The sequence below is a fragment of the Spiroplasma endosymbiont of Notiophilus biguttatus genome (genome assembly GCF_964030985.1).
Classification (GTDB): Bacteria; Bacillota_I; Bacilli_A; order Mycoplasmatales; family VBWQ01; genus Spiroplasma_E; species Spiroplasma_E ixodetis_A.
This window is the reverse complement of record NZ_OZ034993.1, coordinates 1183151-1203007: the sequence shown is the minus strand read 5'-3', so window position 1 is coordinate 1203007 and position 19857 is coordinate 1183151. Positions and strand designations below refer to the sequence as shown.

At 23.1% G+C, this 19857-nt stretch carries 27 protein-coding genes and 2 pseudogenes; 12 read left to right on the top strand and 17 right to left on the bottom strand.

Annotated elements, in window-relative coordinates; translation table 4 throughout:
* Positions 1-40 precede the first annotated feature (40 nt).
* The 4 genes and pseudogenes from AAHM85_RS07235 to AAHM85_RS07220 form a co-directional block, all read left to right on the top strand.
* Positions 41-460, top strand: a pseudogene (locus tag AAHM85_RS07235) (IS5 family transposase); the annotation flags it as partial.
* Between the two features lie 73 nt (positions 461-533).
* On the top strand, positions 534-950 hold the full coding sequence (locus AAHM85_RS07230) for a transposase family protein (RefSeq protein WP_342261542.1): 417 nt from the start codon (positions 534-536) through the stop codon (positions 948-950).
* A 22-nt stretch (positions 951-972) separates the two neighbouring features.
* Positions 973-1611, top strand: coding sequence for a hypothetical protein (locus AAHM85_RS07225; protein WP_342261403.1), 639 nt, complete (start codon positions 973-975; stop codon positions 1609-1611).
* Entirely contained in the window at positions 1538-2308 is a 771-nt protein-coding gene (locus AAHM85_RS07220; protein WP_342261402.1) for a hypothetical protein, read from the top strand. Before AAHM85_RS07225 ends, AAHM85_RS07220 begins: the two co-directional genes overlap by 74 nt.
* 2 nt (positions 2309-2310) lie before the next feature.
* Here the strand turns inward: AAHM85_RS07220 and AAHM85_RS07215 are convergent, their stop codons facing one another.
* Positions 2311-2892: an IS3 family transposase gene (locus tag AAHM85_RS07215; RefSeq protein WP_342261401.1), complete on the bottom strand. Its 582-nt coding sequence runs from the start codon at positions 2890-2892 to the stop codon at positions 2311-2313.
* An 80-nt stretch (positions 2893-2972) separates the two neighbouring features.
* Here AAHM85_RS07215 and AAHM85_RS07210 point away from each other — a divergent pair, with 80 nt between their 5' ends.
* Together AAHM85_RS07210 and AAHM85_RS07205 are read left to right on the top strand one after the other, a co-directional pair.
* The gene (locus AAHM85_RS07210) at positions 2973-3320 is read left to right on the top strand and encodes a transposase family protein (protein WP_342260488.1); all 348 of its coding nucleotides are present in this window, start codon (positions 2973-2975) and stop codon (positions 3318-3320) included.
* A gap of 4 nt (positions 3321-3324) precedes the next feature.
* Positions 3325-3819 carry a transposase family protein gene (locus AAHM85_RS07205; RefSeq protein WP_342260487.1) on the top strand — a complete coding sequence of 165 codons (495 nt, stop codon included), beginning with the start codon at positions 3325-3327 and terminating at the stop codon, positions 3817-3819.
* Here the strand turns inward: AAHM85_RS07205 and AAHM85_RS07200 are convergent.
* Positions 3793-4044: an IS3 family transposase gene (locus AAHM85_RS07200; RefSeq protein ID WP_342261541.1), complete on the bottom strand. Its 252-nt coding sequence runs from the start codon at positions 4042-4044 to the stop codon at positions 3793-3795. The two genes, AAHM85_RS07205 and AAHM85_RS07200, sit on opposite strands and share 27 nt — an antisense overlap.
* A gap of 41 nt (positions 4045-4085) precedes the next feature.
* Positions 4086-4364: a transposase gene (locus AAHM85_RS07195; RefSeq protein WP_342260957.1), complete on the bottom strand. Its 279-nt coding sequence runs from the start codon at positions 4362-4364 to the stop codon at positions 4086-4088.
* Between the two features lie 288 nt (positions 4365-4652).
* Here AAHM85_RS07195 and AAHM85_RS07190 point away from each other — a divergent pair, with 288 nt between their 5' ends.
* The 3 genes from AAHM85_RS07190 to AAHM85_RS07180 all read left to right on the top strand — a co-directional run bounded on the left by AAHM85_RS07190 (position 4653) and on the right by AAHM85_RS07180 (position 10355).
* Positions 4653-5147 carry a transposase family protein gene (locus AAHM85_RS07190; RefSeq protein WP_342260487.1) on the top strand — a complete coding sequence of 165 codons (495 nt, stop codon included), beginning with the start codon at positions 4653-4655 and terminating at the stop codon, positions 5145-5147.
* 71 nt (positions 5148-5218) lie between these two features.
* Complete coding sequence (locus tag AAHM85_RS07185; RefSeq protein WP_342261540.1) at positions 5219-5650, top strand: hypothetical protein; 432 nt, start codon at positions 5219-5221, stop codon at positions 5648-5650.
* A 388-nt stretch (positions 5651-6038) separates the two neighbouring features.
* Positions 6039-10355: a ribosome-inactivating family protein gene (locus AAHM85_RS07180; RefSeq protein WP_342261539.1), complete on the top strand. Its 4317-nt coding sequence runs from the start codon at positions 6039-6041 to the stop codon at positions 10353-10355.
* 190 nt (positions 10356-10545) lie between these two features.
* On the opposite strand, the pseudogene AAHM85_RS07175 reads toward AAHM85_RS07180, so the two are convergent.
* The 11 genes and pseudogenes from AAHM85_RS07175 to AAHM85_RS07130 all read right to left on the bottom strand — a co-directional run.
* Positions 10546-10662, bottom strand: a pseudogene (locus AAHM85_RS07175) (IS5/IS1182 family transposase); the annotation flags it as partial.
* A 54-nt stretch (positions 10663-10716) separates the two neighbouring features.
* Positions 10717-10935 carry a hypothetical protein gene (locus tag AAHM85_RS07170; protein ID WP_342261537.1) on the bottom strand — a complete coding sequence of 73 codons (219 nt, stop codon included), beginning with the start codon at positions 10933-10935 and terminating at the stop codon, positions 10717-10719.
* 42 nt (positions 10936-10977) lie between these two features.
* The gene (locus tag AAHM85_RS08495) at positions 10978-11067 is read right to left on the bottom strand and encodes an IS3 family transposase (protein WP_425289731.1); all 90 of its coding nucleotides are present in this window, start codon (positions 11065-11067) and stop codon (positions 10978-10980) included.
* A 12-nt stretch (positions 11068-11079) separates the two neighbouring features.
* Positions 11080-11574: a transposase family protein gene (locus AAHM85_RS07165; protein ID WP_342261536.1), complete on the bottom strand. Its 495-nt coding sequence runs from the start codon at positions 11572-11574 to the stop codon at positions 11080-11082.
* A 4-nt stretch (positions 11575-11578) separates the two neighbouring features.
* Positions 11579-11926 carry a transposase family protein gene (locus AAHM85_RS07160; RefSeq protein WP_342260860.1) on the bottom strand — a complete coding sequence of 116 codons (348 nt, stop codon included), beginning with the start codon at positions 11924-11926 and terminating at the stop codon, positions 11579-11581.
* Between the two features lie 520 nt (positions 11927-12446).
* Positions 12447-13325 carry an IS1595 family transposase gene (locus AAHM85_RS07155; RefSeq protein WP_342260524.1) on the bottom strand — a complete coding sequence of 293 codons (879 nt, stop codon included), beginning with the start codon at positions 13323-13325 and terminating at the stop codon, positions 12447-12449.
* Between the two features lie 370 nt (positions 13326-13695).
* Entirely contained in the window at positions 13696-13938 is a 243-nt protein-coding gene (locus AAHM85_RS07150; protein ID WP_342261535.1) for a transposase, read from the bottom strand.
* A 67-nt stretch (positions 13939-14005) separates the two neighbouring features.
* Positions 14006-15126 (bottom strand): IS3 family transposase gene (locus AAHM85_RS07145; RefSeq protein ID WP_425289706.1). Its coding sequence is split into 2 segments (ribosomal slippage): positions 14006-14883 and positions 14883-15126, totalling 1122 coding nucleotides; the frame shifts between segments, so codons are not numbered across the junction.
* 47 nt (positions 15127-15173) lie between these two features.
* Positions 15174-15410 (bottom strand): transposase, encoded by a 237-nt coding sequence (locus tag AAHM85_RS07140; protein WP_342261534.1) that lies wholly within the window; start codon positions 15408-15410, stop codon positions 15174-15176.
* 14 nt (positions 15411-15424) lie between these two features.
* The gene (locus tag AAHM85_RS07135) at positions 15425-15796 is read right to left on the bottom strand and encodes an IS1595 family transposase (RefSeq protein WP_342261533.1); all 372 of its coding nucleotides are present in this window, start codon (positions 15794-15796) and stop codon (positions 15425-15427) included.
* Positions 15797-15827: 31 nt separating this feature from the next.
* Positions 15828-16163 (bottom strand): hypothetical protein, encoded by a 336-nt coding sequence (locus AAHM85_RS07130; RefSeq protein ID WP_342261532.1) that lies wholly within the window; start codon positions 16161-16163, stop codon positions 15828-15830.
* 42 nt (positions 16164-16205) lie between these two features.
* On the opposite strand from AAHM85_RS07130, the gene AAHM85_RS07125 reads away from it, so the two are divergent.
* On the top strand, positions 16206-16898 hold the full coding sequence (locus tag AAHM85_RS07125; RefSeq protein ID WP_342261531.1) for a transposase: 693 nt from the start codon (positions 16206-16208) through the stop codon (positions 16896-16898).
* Between the two features lie 3 nt (positions 16899-16901).
* On the opposite strand, the gene AAHM85_RS07120 is transcribed toward AAHM85_RS07125, so the two are convergent.
* Positions 16902-17144, bottom strand: a complete 243-nt coding sequence (locus AAHM85_RS07120) for a transposase (RefSeq protein ID WP_342261530.1) — start codon at positions 17142-17144, stop codon at positions 16902-16904.
* A gap of 109 nt (positions 17145-17253) precedes the next feature.
* On the opposite strand from AAHM85_RS07120, the gene AAHM85_RS07115 reads away from it, so the two are divergent.
* Positions 17254-18374, top strand: a protein-coding gene (locus AAHM85_RS07115) for an IS3 family transposase (RefSeq protein ID WP_425289706.1) whose coding sequence is annotated in 2 segments (ribosomal slippage) — positions 17254-17497 and positions 17497-18374 — 1122 coding nt in all. Because the reading frame shifts where the segments join, the coding sequence is not laid out codon by codon here.
* Positions 18375-18376: 2 nt separating this feature from the next.
* On the opposite strand, the gene AAHM85_RS07110 is transcribed toward AAHM85_RS07115, so the two are convergent.
* Together AAHM85_RS07110 and AAHM85_RS07105 are read right to left on the bottom strand one after the other, a co-directional pair.
* Entirely contained in the window at positions 18377-18547 is a 171-nt protein-coding gene (locus tag AAHM85_RS07110; protein ID WP_342261529.1) for a hypothetical protein, read from the bottom strand.
* The gene (locus tag AAHM85_RS07105) at positions 18531-19004 is read right to left on the bottom strand and encodes an IS1595 family transposase (protein WP_342261528.1); all 474 of its coding nucleotides are present in this window, start codon (positions 19002-19004) and stop codon (positions 18531-18533) included. The genes AAHM85_RS07110 and AAHM85_RS07105 overlap by 17 nt, the downstream gene beginning before the upstream one ends.
* Positions 19005-19223: 219 nt before the next feature.
* On the opposite strand from AAHM85_RS07105, the gene AAHM85_RS07100 reads away from it, so the two are divergent.
* The gene (locus tag AAHM85_RS07100; RefSeq protein ID WP_342260865.1) at positions 19224-19724 is read left to right on the top strand and encodes an IS3 family transposase; all 501 of its coding nucleotides are present in this window, start codon (positions 19224-19226) and stop codon (positions 19722-19724) included.
* Positions 19725-19857 lie beyond the last annotated feature (133 nt).

Genomic DNA, 19857 nt, shown 5'->3' with positions numbered 1-19857 from the left:
GTCTACATAATTAGTGTCCAATAAATTGTAGCCGATCCACAAAGGTTATGATGCTGGTAAAAAGATTTCAGGAATAAAACGTCATATTGCTGTTGATTCTCAAGGTTTACCACATGCAATTTACGTAACTACAGCAGAAAAAAAGATCGTAATAGTGCTATAATAATGATTCAAAATGAAAAAGAAAATCTTTCTACAGTTCAAAAAATAATAGTAGATGCTGGTTATACTGGTGAAAATTTGCTTCTGTAATCAAAACAATTATAAATGCGAATGTTGAAGTTGTAAAACGTAATAAATTACATTCTTTTGTAGTATTACCAAAAAGATGAGTTGTAGAGCGAAGTTTTGCTTGATTAGAAAAATGTAGAAGATTATGAAAAAATTGTGAAAGAAATTAAATACTAGTTTACAAATGGTTGTTCTTTCCTTTATTTCAATTTTATTAAAAAGATTCTAAACAGGTTCTAACAGAGGTAGAAACAGAACGACCAAAATATAACCAAAAAGATTGATTTTCTGGTAAAAAATGAATGCATACTGTTAAGTTTCAAACCGTAATTAATGCAAATACTAATGAAATTTTAAATATTTTTTCTGATATTGGTAAAAATCATGATTTTAAAACTTTTAAGAATTCAAAGTTAAAGTTTTTACCAGAAACTATAATTCTTGCAGATAAAGGTTATCAAGGTTTACAAAAAATTCATGCTAATACATTTTTACCCATTAAAATTAGCAAAAATAATCCTAAAACAAATAAAACCAAAATCTTTAATAAGATTATTAATAAAACTCGTAGAAAAATTGAACATGTTTTTGCATTTTTAAAATGTTTTAAGATTATTGGTTATAAATTTAGAAAAGCCAGAAAACGAATATTTTTAAGATTTAATTTAATTGCAGGATTTTATAATTTATCATTAAAACTTAAAAACGTTATGCAGTAAGTCTAATGAAACAGTTAAAGAAATGCAAGAAAATGGTAATATTATTGAAAATCCTAAAAAAGATATGTTTGTTAATGTTGGTAGTGCTGGATATGATAAAAATGGTAATGGTGGTATGCAAATTATTCAAGGTAACCCTAAATTTAATGAATATTGATTAGATTATAATGATACTGCTAAAGTAATATTTAATGGTGCTGGATATGATTATGATGAACATGGTAATGATGTTTATACTAATAAAACACAAAGTATGTTTAATAATAAATATGATATGGAAACAACCGAAATAAAAATAGCATTTTATAGTGCTTATTTTTATCGTATATTTGATTTATTACTTATTAGTGAAAATTTATGAAATGGTATTGGAGAAAGACCTTATAGTTTTAAATTTATTCCAATTGCTATGACTGACCAAATAGTACAAGACCAAATTATTAATTCAAGATTAAATAATGGCACAATGACAATAATTGAAGCAATTGGTGAATATGATAATATTGACCAATTAATGGCTGAAAATAAATTAGAAAATATTATTAATGAAAATCAAAAATTAAATAAAAATTTAGGAGGTAATGAAAATGAGCAGACATCAACAAATACAATTAATGAAACACGCTCACATGAGATTAAAGATGCAACAAATATTAATTAAAAGACAATCACATTGAAAAATATTTCCATTTATTATAAATAATGGTGCTATACCTTTAACTGAAACTGGTTATAAACCAATTAATAGTAAGATAAGTGATTTTGGGCAATATGAATTAATATTAACTGGTAATACTCCAGTTGTATGTATTTGAAAAAATAGTACAAAAATATATCAAAAAAATAAAGGAATTATTGACCAAGAAACACATAAAGTAAAAGGACAAGATGAATTTTATACAAAACAATATAAAATTGGTGATTATTGAAATGCTTATTTAATTGATGATACAAGTGGTGTAGATTTTAATAATTTACCAAATAATCAAATATTTAAAACAGTACAAACTAAAAGACAATATACTTTAGTAATGTTTGAAGAACATATTACAATTGATGATTATTTACAATTCTTTTGTGTATTTAATGATGAAAATGAAAATATTGGTGGTAATAGTGGTAAAAATCAAGATAGACAATTATTATATATTTCAAATGTAACAAATTATTATAGTCCTTATAATGGTGCATTTAGTATGCAAGTTTTAACTTTTAGTAGTTTAAATGATAGAGTAATAAGTAGTGGTCAAAATACACTTGATTTTGTACAATATGCAAGCCCGGGTAGTGGTTATGCTTTTCCTACTATTGAGAATGGAAAAATAACCTTAAATCGTTGAAATGGCAACCCTTTTTAGGACTATTTTTTGGTAGACATTTTTTCTTGATATTTAATGGGAGTTAAGTAGTTTAAAGTGCTGTGGATTCTTATATTGTTATATCAATTGATATAATCAAATAATTCTAATTTTAACTGTATTAATGATGTAAATTTTTTGTCATTAATAAATTCAGTCTTGAAAGTTTTAAAAGTTGCTTCAGCAACAGCATTGTCATAAGGACAACCTTTTTTACTTAAAGAGCGGGTAATATTGAATGCTAATAAAAGTTTGTTAATAATTTTATTATTAAATTCGTTACCTCGATCGCTATGAAATATTTGCATATCTTTTAAACAGCGATTTGATTGCATAAATGCTTGATATACCAATGATGCATCTTTTTTAGTACCTACACTATGTCCAACAATTTCGCGGTTAAATAGGTCTATTAATAAGCAAATATAGTTTCATTTACCATTAACTTCAACATAACTAAGATCACTGACAATCACCTCATTTTTAATTCTATTATTAAAGTTTCTATTAACAATATTAGTGATTTGTTCATTATTTACTTTATTACGATGATTTTTAAATGATAATTTAGTGTATTTTGACATTAGACTTACTGCATAACTAGTTAACTTTTTATTTTTTTGTTATTATTAAAATAAAATTTGAATAGTTAAGGATAAACTTTATGACATATTTTGAATTAAAAGATAAATCTGATCAATATTTTCGTAAAATAGTGGGTATTAATAAACTCGTTTTTAACGAAATTTTAAATATTTTATTAGAACATCAAAAACTCAAAACTACTATTGGTGGAAGGCCATATAAAATGTCAATAGAAGATCGACTAGTAATGAGTTTAAGATATTTATATGAAAATCGTACATATCATAGTATTGGTGCTGAGTATGGTATGGTTGATACTACTGCTTTACGAAATATTCGTTCAATTGAAGATATTTTAATAAAGAATAATAAGTTTAATAATTTAACAAATAAAAATATTTTTTTAAAAAGAAGAATTAAAAAATAAAATTTTGATAATTGATGTAACAGAGGTAGAAACAGAACGACCAAAATATAACCAAAAAGATTGATTTTCTGGTAAAAAATGAATGCATACTGTTAAGTTTCAAACCGTAATTAATGCAAATACTAATGAAATTTTAAATATTTTTTCTGATATTGGTAAAAATCATGATTTTAAAACTTTTAAGAATTCAAAGTTAAAGTTTTTACCAGAAACTATAATTCTTGCAGATAAAGGTTATCAAGGTTTACAAAAAATTCATGCTAATACATTTTTACCCATTAAAATTAGCAAAAATAATCCTAAAACAAATAAAACCAAAATCTTTAATAAGATTATTAATAAAACTCGTAGAAAAATTGAACATGTTTTTGCATTTTTAAAATGTTTTAAGATTATTGGTTATAAATTTAGAAAAGCCAGAAAACGAATATTTTTAAGATTTAATTTAATTGCAGGATTTTATAATTTATCATTAAAACTTAAAAACGTTATGCAGTAAGTCTATTAAATTATGTTTATCCATAATTTTTTTAATTTTTCTTCTTGATAAATAAATTTCTTGTTTTTCTAGTATGACTTTTAATCTTCTTGTTCCATAAACACATTTGTTTTCTTTAAAAGCACTAATAACAGCTTGATCATAAATATTATTTTTGATTTTATCTTCTTTTTTCTTTAAATTAAAATAATATGTTGATTTAGAAATTTTTAAAAAACGACACATTGGGCGAATCTTATATTTTCATTTATTATTTGCAATAATCTCTACTTTCTGCCTATTATTAGTGCTGCTTGCTTTAAAATATCATTTTCCATTCGTAATTGTTTTAATTCTTTATTCATTTGAATTAATTGTTTTTCTAAATCAGAAAGATTATCTTTAGTTTTAAAACTTCCCGAATTAGTAAATTGCTTAATTCATTTATATGCAACTGCTCTTGTAACATTGTACTCTTTAACAAGACAAGATACTGATTTGCCACTTTGATATAAAGCTACTATTTGTTTTTTAAATTCATCTGTATATGAAGTAATATTGGCCATAATTATATTTCCTTTCTTTTAACAAATATTGTTATTTGTCTACATAATTAGTGTCCAATAAATTGTAGCCGATCCAGAAATGCCAATATTTGATTCACCAGTTAATATTTTAGAAAGAGTAATATGAAAATCGTACATATCATAGTATTGGTGCTGAGTATGGTATGGTTGATACTACTGCTTTACGAAATATTCGTTCAATTGAAGATATTTTAATAAAGAATAATAAGTTTAATAATTTAACAAATAAAAATATTTTTTTAAAAAGAAGAATTAAAAAATAAAATTTTGATAATTGATGTAACAGAGGTAGAAACAGAACGACCAAAATATAACCAAAAAGATTGATTTTCTGGTAAAAAATGAATGCATACTGTTAAGTTTCAAACCGTAATTAATGCAAATACTAATGAAATTTTAAATATTTTTTCTGATATTGGTAAAAATCATGATTTTAAAACTTTTAAGAATTCAAAGTTAAAGTTTTTACCAGAAACTATAATTCTTGCAGATAAAGGTTATCAAGGTTTACAAAAAATTCATGCTAATACATTTTTACCCATTAAAATTAGCAAAAATAATCCTAAAACAAATAAAACCAAAATCTTTAATAAGATTATTAATAAAACTCGTAGAAAAATTGAACATGTTTTTGCATTTTTAAAATGTTTTAAGATTATTGGTTATAAATTTAGAAAAGCCAGAAAACGAATATTTTTAAGATTTAATTTAATTGCAGGATTTTATAATTTATCATTAAAACTTAAAAACGTTATGCAGTAAGTCTATTATTAAACAAAGATATTGAAACTGTAAAAACTCATTTAAGATTTATAAAACAAAAACAATTAGTTTTGATAAATCAAGTAACAAGAAAAAACATTTACTTTCTTTCAAACTTAGGAAAAGAAAACAACAAATCAAAATTAAATTTAAACCAACTTACTCACCAAGATTTAATGATTAAATGACTAGCTAAACAAAAAAACATAGCAAGTTATGAAACTGAACTTGAACTAAAAAGTTGAAATTCAAAACAAGACAGATACCCTGACTTAATGATTGAATATGAAAACAAAAATAAAGTTTGAGTTGAAATCGAACGAACACGTAAATCAAAAGAACGTATAGAAAACAAACTTGATAACATGCGCGAACACATAAGAGGCAATCATAAAGTAATTTGAGTTATACCAGATGAAAAAATGGCTAAATTCATACAAGAACAAATCAATAATTACAATTGATACAAAGATGCACATACAATTGAAATATTTAACATATAAATTTTAAAAAGTCAAAGTAATGGTTTAATAAAAATGATATATAAAATTGCAATCTTTTTCTATCTTCAAAATCAATTTTAAGGCATCAAATTTCCTCATATACAAATGATTTAAAAATTTATATGTTTTGGGGGTTTATTAAAAATAATAAATCAAAATAAAGATATTTATGAGCTTAATTTTATTATGTTAAAATTTAAAATAAATTTTAGAATATTTCCACATTTAAATTTTTATATGTATAATTAAATTGTTAAAAACTTAATGAAAATATTTTTATTTAAATAGATAAAATAAAAAGAAGAGCCTTTCTAATTTCAACAAATTAGAGTATTTTTTTCTTTTTTTGTTTTTAACACATATTTATTAATGAAAGGAAATATTTATAATGAAATATTTTAGTCCAAGTTATTGATTTAAATTGTGAGTACTAAGTGCTCCACTTTTTAATGATAAAACACAAGGTATTAATGCTAAGTCAATTGATAATAATCAAAACATTAAAGATTGAGCTAGCAACAATACTAATTTACAATCAATAAACCAAGATATGATTTTTATAAACTCAAGTACTAATTATCAACTATACAATTTAAATGAACCACAAGAAAACCAAAATATAGACTCCTTTTATCAAACATATTTAGATTCACTAGCAAGCCCAGAATTAGAAACAAGTACTCACCAACACCGTCACGAAAAAAGTAAAAAAAATAAAAGAGAAACAAATGCTGGATCCATGATTGAATTTGAAGGTCATTTTTTGGGTGTCGATGGTAAAGTTTTAATTTCACTTAAACCTCAATTGTGAGAAGAAATTTCTTTTTTATATCGTGATAATAATAAAGAAGATTTTTCAAAAAAATTTAAAAATTTAATGTTTGAAGTTCCTCTTTGAAAAGATTGAAGAGTTGAAAATGTTCCTGAAGATGTTAAAAAATTAGGAGAAGTAATATATGATAATTTTTTAACTATTAATAATAAATTTAGAAATAGTAGTAGAAGAGAACGCATAATGATTATTATAGAAAAAAACAAGGATTTTTGAACATCTAATTATTCATTTGCTTATAAAGAAGCGAATATAAGAACAGATGATAGTCAATATTATCCAAATAAATATATTCCTAATTTAATTTCTGATTTTAAAACATGTATAGATCCTGTTGATGACACTAATGATGAAACAATTTTAAAAGCTATTAAATCTAAAAATCCTAGTGTAGATACATCACAAGTTTATGTTAAAGAAAAAACAATAAATGGTAAATTAGTTATTGGTGTTAAACGTTATTCAAATAAATATAATGTTAATAATTCTGCATCATGTAATAATTTTCAAGTTAAACCTGATTTAATTTCTGATTTTAAAACATGTATAGATCCTGTTGATGACACTAATGATGAAACAATTTTAAAAGCTATTAAATCTAAAAATCCTAGTGTAGATACATCACAAGTTTATGTTAAAGAAAAAACAATAAATGGTAAATTAGTTATTGGTGTTAAAAGTTATTCAAATAAATATAATGTTAATAATTCTGCATCATGTAATAATTTTCAAGTTAAACCTGATTTAATCTCTGATTTTAAAACATGTATAGATCCTGTTGATGACACTAATGATGAAACAATTTTAAAAGCTATTAAATCTAAAAATCCTAGTGTAGATACATCACAAGTTTATGTTAAAGAAAAAACAATAAATGGTAAATTAGTTATTGGTGTTAAAAGTTATTCAAATAAATATAATGTTAATAATTCTGCATCATGTAATAATTTTCAAGTTAAACCTGATTTAATCTCTGATTTTAAAACATGTATAGATCCTGTTGATGACACTAATGATGAAACAATTTTAAAAGCTATTAAATCTAAAAATCCTAGTGTAGATACATCACAAGTTTATGTTAAAGAAAAAACAATAAATGGTAAATTAGTTATTGGTGTTAAAAGTTATTCAAATAAATATAATGTTAATAGTTCTACATCATGTAATAATTTTCAAGTTAAACCTAATTTAGATAAATTTATAAATAGTTTAGATCCAAGAATTTCTTTTTTAGGATCGGATATGAAACAAAGAGGTGTTCTTTGATTAGATACTGCAAATAAACTGATAAAATTTTATCCAAGAACTGATGATGATGGTAATCAAAAAACTTTTGGAACTTATAAAAATATTATTATCAAAGATCAAAATGATAATACGATTAGAATTATTACTTTTAATCTGAATAATACTATGAGTGAAGTTTTAAATAATCATAATTTAAATAGTAAAAAAGTTCCTAATGATGGTCTTGATTATGAAGATGGCTATACTATTGAAATCACTTCATCTCAAGCTGATACAACTCAATTAAAAAGAGATGAATGCTGTAATTGATATTGAAATACTTCAAAGGGTCAACATACTGAAAAACTTTTTATAGTTAACAATTGATTATGACACAAAGATTATTATCTAAAAAAACAAAGAAATGAAATTAATTTAAAAAGAAGTTTAAATTTACCAACTACTTTTTTTCAAAATAATTTTTATTGTAAAGAAAATAATATCTTAACAAATATAAATAAAGAGACTATTTTGGATAAAAGTAAAATTATTCTATCATCAGCAATTGATAATAACAATAATGTTTATATTTCTACCGATAATGGTGTTTATAAAATTAATTTTAAAAAAAATGAAAATTGAAAAATACCAGGATTTAATAATGATTTAATATCAAAAATAATTTTAGATGCAAGTGATAATCCTTATTTTATATCAGTTAATGGTAATGCATATTTTTTAACAAACCATTGATTTTGATGAAATTCAGTGCAAAGAATTGATAAATATCACAATGTTCCTGAAATAAAAAATGTGCTAGCAATAAAATCAATAAAAACAAATAAAAAAAGTAATGATAATGGTGTTTATTTTGCAACTAATCATGGTGTATTTTACATGAAATCTTTTAGTTGAACAGCTAATAAAATTGGAGGAATAAATGAAATAATTGTAAAAATTAGTATCGATACAAGTGGTAATGTTTATTTTATATCAGTTAATGGTAATGCATACTATATCACAAATACTTTGACATGAACCGCTGAAAGAATAGATATAAAACATAATGTTCCTGAAATAAAAAATGTTTTATCAATAAATGAAATTCCAAATCCTAGTATTGTATCTACTGCTGATGGTGTTTATTTTGCAACTAATCATGGTGTATTTTACATGAAATCTTTTAGTTGAACAGCTAATAAAATTGGAGGAATAAATGAAATAATAGCAGAAATTGCTATAGATAAAAATGGTAATGCTTATTTTACATCAGTTAATGGTAATGCATACTATTTGGCTAATAGCTGATCTTGATGAAGTGCAGTAAAAATTGATGATTATTATAATGTTCCTGAAATAAAAAATGTGCTAACAATAAAAATTGATAATAATAATGTATATTATACAACTGACCATGGTGTATATACTATGCCCATCAATAATTGAACACAAATTAAAAAAATAGATGAAATAAATAAAATAATAGCAGAAATTACTACTTCAAATAATAATCTTGATTGTTTTAAAAGTTTTTCTTCATTTGAAAATAAAGAAAATAAAAAATATGAAATAAAACAAAATGAAAATCCCGAAATAATAGTTGATGATGAAAATGAACAAACAATTAAAGGTATTGAGTTATTACATACTTTACAAAGAGGCGGTGATTATGGCTTAGTTCCAGTCAATACAATTAACAGAGGTTATTTAAATTTTGTTAATTCTTTTGACAATGTTTTAAGATATTTTATTAATCAAGGAATTGTCACTAATAATTATGATCATGAAACTTTTAGATTTCAAAGAGGTATTCCTTATCGACTAACTAATTCAAATGGCTTTTTTATTGTAAATGTTAATATTATCAACTTAATTCAAAATAGAAGGCTGCAATTGGTGTTCCTTAGTAGTAATCTTTATCTTCAAGGTTTTGTTATTAGAAATGGTAATGATTACACTTCTACTGGTACTTATTATTACTTTCGTGGGGATGATATTATTAATGATTTAAGAGATCCGACTTTAAACTCAGAAATATTAAGATTTAATGCACATTATAGTGGCAGTGGTTCTATGCAATCTAGATACAACAATCCCAATCTTAATTGAAATTTAATAACTCAATCATTTCGTGAATTGTTAAATTATAATAGTAGAACTCAATTAATCACAATTCAAAATGCATTAACAAGAGTAATTTTTAGTACCGCGGAAAGTTGACGTTTTAATTATTTATATACAGAAATGGCGCTAGTATCAACAGACAGAACACTAAGTTTTCCTTGAAGTAATTTTGATTCTAATTTAACTGATTGAGGTACTCGTAGTAACTTTCAAGGTCCTTTAGACATTGAGACAATTTTTGATAGAAATGAAAATTTTATTGATCTTAGACATCTTGAACATTCATTTTTATCTACTTTAAGAATTGCAAATAGCCCAAGTTCATCAAGGAGAAATAAAAGAAGTATTTTTGTTGAAAATGCAAATCTAACTAATGTAGAATTAGATTCTGAAAAAGATTTAAATAATAAAAATATATTTAAATGAACTGATGATTTTACAAAAGATATCAATCAAGAACAACATTTATCAAAAATAACTAATAACACTAATTACATAGCAAATAATATAACAAATCTATAATAAATACTCCCTCTTTAATTATAAAACCATTGTTATATGAACACCTATAATAAAGTAGACACAAAAAAACCGGTTTGTGATAAAACTTTATTGAAAGAGGTGTTCATTTTTATGGATAAATGTTATTCACAAAAAGAAAAATTAGAAATGTTAAAAAAAATAAAAGGATTAGGATGTACTACTGCTAGTAAAATACTTCATATAAATCTAAATTTCTTGGTTTTGTTTTCTTTTTGCCATTTTCTAAAATTAATCTTATGTTCTCAAATTGTTCTTTAGTGACATGACTTGGATAATTTTTATGCATATATACCTCTTATTTTAAAATATATAGTAATTTTACCTTATTCTCTAAAAGATTCTAAACAGGTTCTAAGGTTTTAATATAATATTGTCAATCTTGTTTCTCATTTTTAAATCATATTGTTTCACTTATTAGTTTTTCTAATTCTCATACTTGAAACACTAACATAGAAATTTTAGAAATAAAATAAGAATTACATTTATCATTTAATTTATTTTCCCTTATTCAATTTTGATAAGTTGATAGAAGTTCTTGCTCTTTATTTGTTAATTGCATTGTTTTCACCTATTAGTTTTGAAATGGCAACCCTTTTTAGGACTATTTTTTGGTAGACATTTTTTCTTGATATTTAATGGGAGTTAAGTAGTTTAAAGTGCTGTGGATTCTTATATTGTTATATCAATTGATATAACAATAGACTTACTGCATAACGTTTTTAAGTTTTAATGATAAATTATAAAATCCTGTAATTAAATTAAATCTTAAAAATATTCGTTTTCTGGCTTTTCTAAATTTATAACCAATAATCTTAAAACATTTTAAAAATGCAAAAACATGTTCAATTTTTCTACGAGTTTTATTAATAATCTTATTAAAGATTTTGGTTTTATTTGTTTTAGGATTATTTTTGCTAATTTTAATGGGTAAAAATGTATTAGCATGAATTTTTTGTAAACCTTGATAACCTTTATCTGCAAGAATTATAGTTTCTGGTAAAAACTTTAACTTTGAATTCTTAAAAGTTTTAAAATCATGATTTTTACCAATATCAGAAAAAATATTTAAAATTTCATTAGTATTTGCATTAATTACGGTTTGAAACTTAACAGTATGCATTCATTTTTTACCAGAAAATCAATCTTTTTGGTTATATTTTGGTCGTTCTGTTTCTACCTCTGTTACATCAATTATCAAAATTTTATTTTTTAATTCTTCTTTTTAAAAAAATATTTTTATTTGTTAAATTATTAAACTTATTATTCTTTATTAAAATATCTTCAATTGAACGAATATTTCATAAAGCAGTAGTATCAACCATACCATACTCAGCACCAATACTATGATATGTACGATTTTCATATAAATATCTTAAACTCATTACTAGTCGATCTTCTATTGACATTTTATATGGCCTTCCACCAATAGTAGTTTTGAGTTTTTGATGTTCTAATAAAATATTTAAAATTTCGTTAAAAACGAGTTTATTAATACCCACTATTTTACGAAAATATTGATCAGATTTATCTTTTAATTCAAAATATGTCATAAAGTTTATCCTTAACTATTCAAATTTTATTTTAATAATAACAAAAAAATAAAAAGTTAACTAGTTATGCAGTAAGTCTAATTTATAATCATTTCATAATAATTTCTAAATTTTACATATTCTTCTTTATTACTTTTAATAAAATTAGGAATTTTTAATTCATTCTTAGTATTACTCATTATTTTGTTCTCCTTTTTTATTTAATATTTCTAAAATTTCATCTAATTTTTTATTAATTTTGCCTATATGTTTTAATAAAATTAAAATTGATTTATCCATGATTATCATCCTTACTTACTATTTCATCAACTATTTTTTCTAAACATTTCATACATCAATATTTACTTAATCAAATTCTTTTTTTACATTTTTTACATTTATTCATATTTATTTATCCTTGTTTTTAATAAACTTAATTCATATTTAATTTGTTTTCTAATTTCAAATTCAATTACTTCATCATGCGAATATTCTAATAATTCATTTAAATATTCGGAATTTTACGCTTATTGGTTAACACTTAATTCTTAATAAATAATTTAATTATGATATTTTTAAATGTGATTTTTTCTTTACGGTTATTATATTTAAAACAAAATTCATTTAAATAAGATTGGAGTCATTTTTTTGAAACTCAATGAAATTGGCCGATAAAACCTCTTTTTAATATTGCTCAAAAACTTTCTATTGTATTTGTATGAATACCATTATAAGAAAAATATTTTTTGTGATTAACTTGTTCATGTGGTAAAATTTTATTCATTTTATAATATCCACGATATTCATCAGTAAAAAGAATAGAATTGTTAATATCAACATTTTCTTTAACTATTTTCATTAAATCTTCAGATTTAATACTTTTATTTTTTGCATGAAATAATTTAACATTACCATTTCGTTCAATAATGCCAACAACACACTCTTTACTAGTTCCTCTACCACGTAATGAGTTATTTTTATTATCAACATCATTATATTTACGCGGTTTTCCACCCACATATGTTTCATCCATCTCTAATATTTTTGCTAATAATTTAATCTCATCATTAGCCATTGCCTTTCTAATTTTATGCATCATTTTTCATACAGTTGCTAAACGTAAATTTAAGTCTCTTGAAGCTTGAGATGATGATAAACTTTTTTTAGCATTAGCCATTAATACTATTAAAATAAATCACTTTTGAAGTGGTACACGTGTATGATGAAAAATAGTTTGAGCAGTTACACTAAAAGACTTATGACATTTTTTGCATTTATAACGCGACTCTTTTAAAACAGAGTTAACTTTTTCACTAAAACAAAAAAGACATTTTGGTTTGTTATTTCATCTTATTTCTTCTAAAAATTTTATACAAGATTCTTGGTTTGGAAATTTATTTATTATGTCTAAAATATTCATTTTCAATCACCTTTAATTAGATTTTATTTTACTAATATCTAATTATAGTTTTCAGAAATAATAATGTATATAAGTTATTGCCAATAAACGTAAAATTCCGTAAATATTTAATATTTTCTTTAATTTGCTCTATGTCTTCTTTATTAAATTTATTCATTTTCATTTTTAATTTCTCCTTTAAAATATTTTGTTTTTGCATTCATTCATTCAATTAATAATTCACTTGTTATTTCAATTTCTATTTCTTCTTGAGTATTTTTATTAGTTAAATAAACTAAATCTGGTGTTCCAGCAATTAAATCACTAATAATTGGTTTTTCTATAATAAATTCATAATTATTTTCGGAATTTTACGCTTATTGGTTAACACTTAATTCTTAATAAATAATTTAATTATGATATTTTTAAATGTGATTTTTTCTTTACGGTTATTATATTTAAAACAAAATTCATTTAAATAAGATTGGAGTCATTTTTTTGAAACTCAATGAAATTGGCCGATAAAACCTCTTTTTAATATTGCTCAAAAACTTTCTATTGTATTTGTATAAATACCATTATAAGAAAAATATTTTTTGTGATTAACTTGTTCATGTGGTAAAATTTTATTCATTTTATAATATCCACGATATTCATCAGTAAAAAGAATAGAATTGTTGAAATGGCAACCCTTTTTAGGACTATTTTTTGGTAGACATTTTTTCTTGATATTTAATGGGAGTTAAGTAGTTTAAAGTGCTGTGGATTCTTATATTGTTATATCAATTGATATAATCAAATAATTCTAATTTTAACTGTATTAATGATGTAAATTTTTTGTCATTAATAAATTCAGTCTTGAAAGTTTTAAAAGTTGCTTCAGCAACAGCATTGTCATAAGGACAACCTTTTTTACTTAAAGAGCGGGTAATATTGAATGCTAATAAAAGTTTGTTAATAATTTTATTATTAAATTCGTTACCTCGATCGCTATGAAATATTTGCATATCTTTTAAACAGCGATTTGATTGCATAAATGCTTGATATACCAATGATGCATCTTTTTTAGTACCTACACTATGTCCAACAATTTCGCGGTTAAATAGGTCTATTAATAAGCAAATATAGTTTCATTTACCATTAACTTCAACATAACTAAGATCACTGACAATCACCTCATTTTTAATTCTATTATTAAAGTTTCTATTAACAATATTAGTGATTTGTTCATTATTTACTTTATTACGATGATTTTTAAATGATAATTTAGTGTATTTTGACATTAAATTATGTTTATCCATAATTTTTTTAATTTTTCTTCTTGATAAATAAATTTCTTGTTTTTCTAGTATGACTTTTAATCTTCTTGTTCCATAAACACATTTGTTTTCTTTAAAAGCACTAATAACAGCTTGATCATAAATATTATTTTTGATTTTATCTTCTTTTTTCTTTAAATTAAAATAATATGTTGATTTAGAAATTTTTAAAAAACGACACATTGGGCGAATCTTATATTTTCATTTATTATTTGCAATAATCTCTACTTTCTGCCTATTATTAGTGCTGCTTGCTTTAAAATATCATTTTCCATTCGTAATTGTTTTAATTCTTTATTCATTTGAATTAATTGTTTTTCTAAATCAGAAAGATTATCTTTAGTTTTAAAACTTCCCGAATTAGTAAATTGCTTAATTCATTTATATGCAACTGCTCTTGTAACATTGTACTCTTTAACAAGACAAGATACTGATTTGCCACTTTGATATAAAGCTACTATTTGTTTTTTAAATTCATCTGTATATGAAGTAATATTGGCCATAATTATATTTCCTTTCTTTTAACAAATATTGTTATTTGTCTACATAATTAGTGTCCAATAAATTGTAGCCGATCCATGTTAATATCAACATTTTCTTTAACTATTTTCATTAAATCTTCAGATTTAATACTTTTATTTTTTGCATGAAATAATTTAACATTACCATTTCGTTCAATAATGCCAACAACACACTCTTTACTAGTTCCTCTACCACGTAATGAGTTATTTTTATTATCAACATCATTATATTTACGCGGTTTTCCACCCACATATGTTTCATCCATCTCTAATATTTTTGCTAATAATTTAATCTCATCATTAGCCCTTCCTTTCTAATTTTATGCATCATTTTTCATACAGTTGCTAAACGTAAATTTAAGTCTCTTGAAGCTTGAGATGATGATAAACTTTTTTTAGCATTAGCCATTAATACTATTAAAATAAATCACTTTTGAAGTGATACACGTGTATGATGAAAAATAGTTTGAGCAGTTACACTAAAAGACTTATGACATTTTTTGCATTTATAACGCGACTCTTTTAAAACAGAGTTAACTTTTTCACTAAAACAAAAAAGACATTTTGGTTTGTTATTTCATCTTATTTCTTCTAAAAATTTTATACAAGATTCTTGGTTTGGAAATTTATTTATTATGTCTAAAATATTCATTTTCAATCACCTTTAATTAGATTTTATTTTACTAATATCTAATTATAGTTTTCAGAAATAATAATGTATATAAGTTATTGCCAATAAACGTAAAATTCCGATTATTTTTATCTTTAAATTTTTCTTTTAAAAATATCAGTGATTTTTTACAATAAGAATAATTTATTGAATTTGTTAAAGGTTTTAATTTTTTTAATAAATTATTAATAATATTTTCTTGATGAATATTTTGTAAATATAATTCATTTAATTTATGAACTCATTTACCACGAACTGAAGCATTTTTTAATACTTCTGGTGCTATATGACTATATCCAAAACCTAAATAAGGTATCAGTCACTTAAGTTTACCAATTAATATTTTCAATCTGTAATATAATTAAAAATAATTAATACAGAAGGAGAAATTATGAATTATAAAGTTTATTCAAAAGAAACAAAATTAGCCGTTGTTAATGAGTATTTAGTTGATAAAAAACTAAAAATACATGAAATTCAAGTCAAATATAAATTATCAACTCCAGTATTAATTTATAATTGGGTTAACCAATATCAAATTAAAGGTGAAAATGCATTCACCAAAATTTCTAAATCCCAAACTTCTCACAGGATCGATAAGAAAGATATTGAAATTAAACTATTAAACAAAGAAATTGATAAACTTAGAAAACAAGCTTTAAAAGATGAGGTTGAAAAAGAACTTTTAAAGGAGCAATTAGCCTGTGAAAAGAAATTAACAAGGGGAAAAAATAGTAAATTATTAAAATATAAGTGTTTTTTAATAGTAGAAAAATATAAGCAAAAAGGTCATCAATTAAATAAAATTATTGTTTACATAGCTATTAGCAAAACAGCATACTATTTATGAGTAAAAAAAGGTAAAAAGCAATATCAATCAAAAATTAATGATAATTTGATACAAGCAATAAACAAAATAGTTCTCATTAAAAATGAAAAAAAGTACATTAATATCACTAGTTTTGAAAAAGTAAGATTAGAGTTAAAAATAAAAAATAAAGGTCTTAAATGCAGTAAAACAAGCATAAAACAAATATTAAAAGATAATAATATTAAATTACGGAATTTTACGCTTATTGGTTAACACTTAATTCTTAATAAATAATTTAATTGTGATATTTTTAAATGTGATTTTTTCTTTACGGTTATTATATTTAAAACAAAATTCATTTAAATAAGATTGGAGTCATTTTTTTGAAACTCAATGAAATTGGCCGATAAAACCTCTTTTTAATATTGCTCAAAAACTTTCTATTGTATTTGTATGAATACCATTATAAGAAAAATATTTTTTGTGATTAACTTGTTCATGTGGTAAAATTTTATTCATTTTATAATATCCACGATATTCATCAGTAAAAAGTGGATCGGCTACAATTTATTGGACACTAATTATGTAGACAAATAACAATATTTGTTAAAAGAAAGGAAATATAATTATGGCCAATATTACTTCATATACAGATGAATTTAAAAAACAAATAGTAGCTTTATATCAAAGTGGCAAATCAGTATCTTGTCTTGTTAAAGAGTACAATGTTACAAGAGCAGTTGCATATAAATGAATTAAGCAATTTACTAATTCGGGAAGTTTTAAAACTAAAGATAATCTTTCTGATTTAGAAAAACAATTAATTCAAATGAATAAAGAATTAAAACAATTACGAATGGAAAATGATATTTTAAAGCAAGCAGCACTAATAATAGGCAGAAAGTAGAGATTATTGCAAATAATAAATGAAAATATAAGATTCGCCCAATGTGTCGTTTTTTAAAAATTTCTAAATCAACATATTATTTTAATTTAAAGAAAAAAGAAGATAAAATCAAAAATAATATTTATGATCAAGCTGTTATTAGTGCTTTTAAAGAAAACAAATGTGTTTATGGAACAAGAAGATTAAAAGTCATACTAGAAAAACAAGAAATTTATTTATCAAGAAGAAAAATTAAAAAAATTATGGATAAACATAATTTAATGTCAAAATACACTAAATTATCATTTAAAAATCATCGTAATAAAGTAAATAATGAACAAATCACTAATATTGTTAATAGAAACTTTAATAATAGAATTAAAAATGAGGTGATTGTCAGTGATCTTAGTTATGTTGAAGTTAATGGTAAATGAAACTATATTTGCTTATTAATAGACCTATTTAACCGCGAAATTGTTGGACATAGTGTAGGTACTAAAAAAGATGCATCATTGGTATATCAAGCATTTATGCAATCAAATCGCTGTTTAAAAGATATGCAAATATTTCATAGCGATCGAGGTAACGAATTTAATAATAAAATTATTAACAAACTTTTATTAGCATTCAATATTACCCGCTCTTTAAGTAAAAAAGGTTGTCCTTATGACAATGCTGTTGCTGAAGCAACTTTTAAAACTTTCAAGACTGAATTTATTAATGACAAAAAATTTACATCATTAATACAGTTAAAATTAGAATTATTTGATTATATCAATTGATATAACAATATAAGAATCCACAGCACTTTAAACTACTTAACTCCCATTAAATATCAAGAAAAAATGTCTACCAAAAAATAGTCCTAAAAAGGGTTGCCATTTCAAAGAATAGAATTGTTAATATCAACATTTTCTTTAACTATTTTCATTAAATCTTCAGATTTAATACTTTTATTTTTTGCATGAAATAATTTAACATTACCATTTCGTTCAATAATGCCAACAACACATTCTTTACTAGTTCCTTCTACCACGTAATGAGTTATTTTTATTATCAACATCATTATATTTACGCGGTTTTCCACCCACATATGTTTCATCCATCTCTAATATTTTTGCTAATAATTTAATCTCATCATTAGCCATTGCCTTTCTAATTTTATGCATCATTTTTCATACAGTTGCTAAACGTAAATTTAAGTCTCTTGAAGCTTGAGATGATGATAAACTTTTTTTAGCATTAGCCATTAATACTATTAAAATAAATCACTTTTGAAGTGGTACACGTGTATGATGAAAAATAGTTTGAGCAGTTACACTAAAAGACTTATGACATTTTTTGCATTTATAACGCGACTCTTTTAAAACAGAGTTAACTTTTTCACTAAAACAAAAAAGACATTTTGGTTTGTTATTTCATCTTATTTCTTTTAAAAATTTTATACAAGATTCTTGGTTTGGAAATTTATTTATTATGTCTAAAATATTCATTTTCAATCACCTTTAATTAGATTTTATTTTACTAATATCTAATTATAGTTTTCAGAAATAATAATGTATATAAGTTATTGCCAATAAACGTAAAATTCCGTTAAATTATTATTAGAACCTAAATCAACAAATAGAGTAGTAGAAAATAGTGATTTAAAAAATAATAAAGATTTATTAAAACGTAATTTTTCAAGTAATAACTTTCTTGAAAAAGTTGGTATGGATGGCACATGATTTAAAAATATAATTATTGGTGATAAAAAAACAAAATTATTAGTTGTTTTTGCTACTGATATGTACAGTAATTCAATTGTTGGCTGAAAAATAAACAAAAGTGAAAATGCCAAAACTGTGTTAAATGTGGTTAATCAAATAGAATTAGCGAGTGCTAAACAATGTAATTTTACGACTATTCAATCAGATTTAGGTTCTGCTAATACAAGCGAAATTGTTAGTAAAGTTTTTAATACAAGTACTAATCTAATTCATTCAAAAAGTCTATCAGGTTTTAAAGGTAATCAAGTTAGTGAATGTTTAAATCGTTGAATTAAAAGAGATTTTAAAATGATGTTTGGTAGCACTTTTGAAAGTATGGAAAGTTTTAATAAAATATTAGAAAAATTTGTTAGATATTGAAACAATGATAGAATAGTTATTAGATTGAAAATGCCTCCAAATCAATTTGTACAGATTTGAAGACAAGAAAGTAAACTTATCTAACCAATGCCAAAATAGTAATATAAACTTACAATTACATAAAAATCCCAAATTATTTCTTGTCTGAAATATAATAAGACTATATAAGATTTAATTTATTCCGGATTTTTGACAATCTCCCCTTAATTTCTTTAAA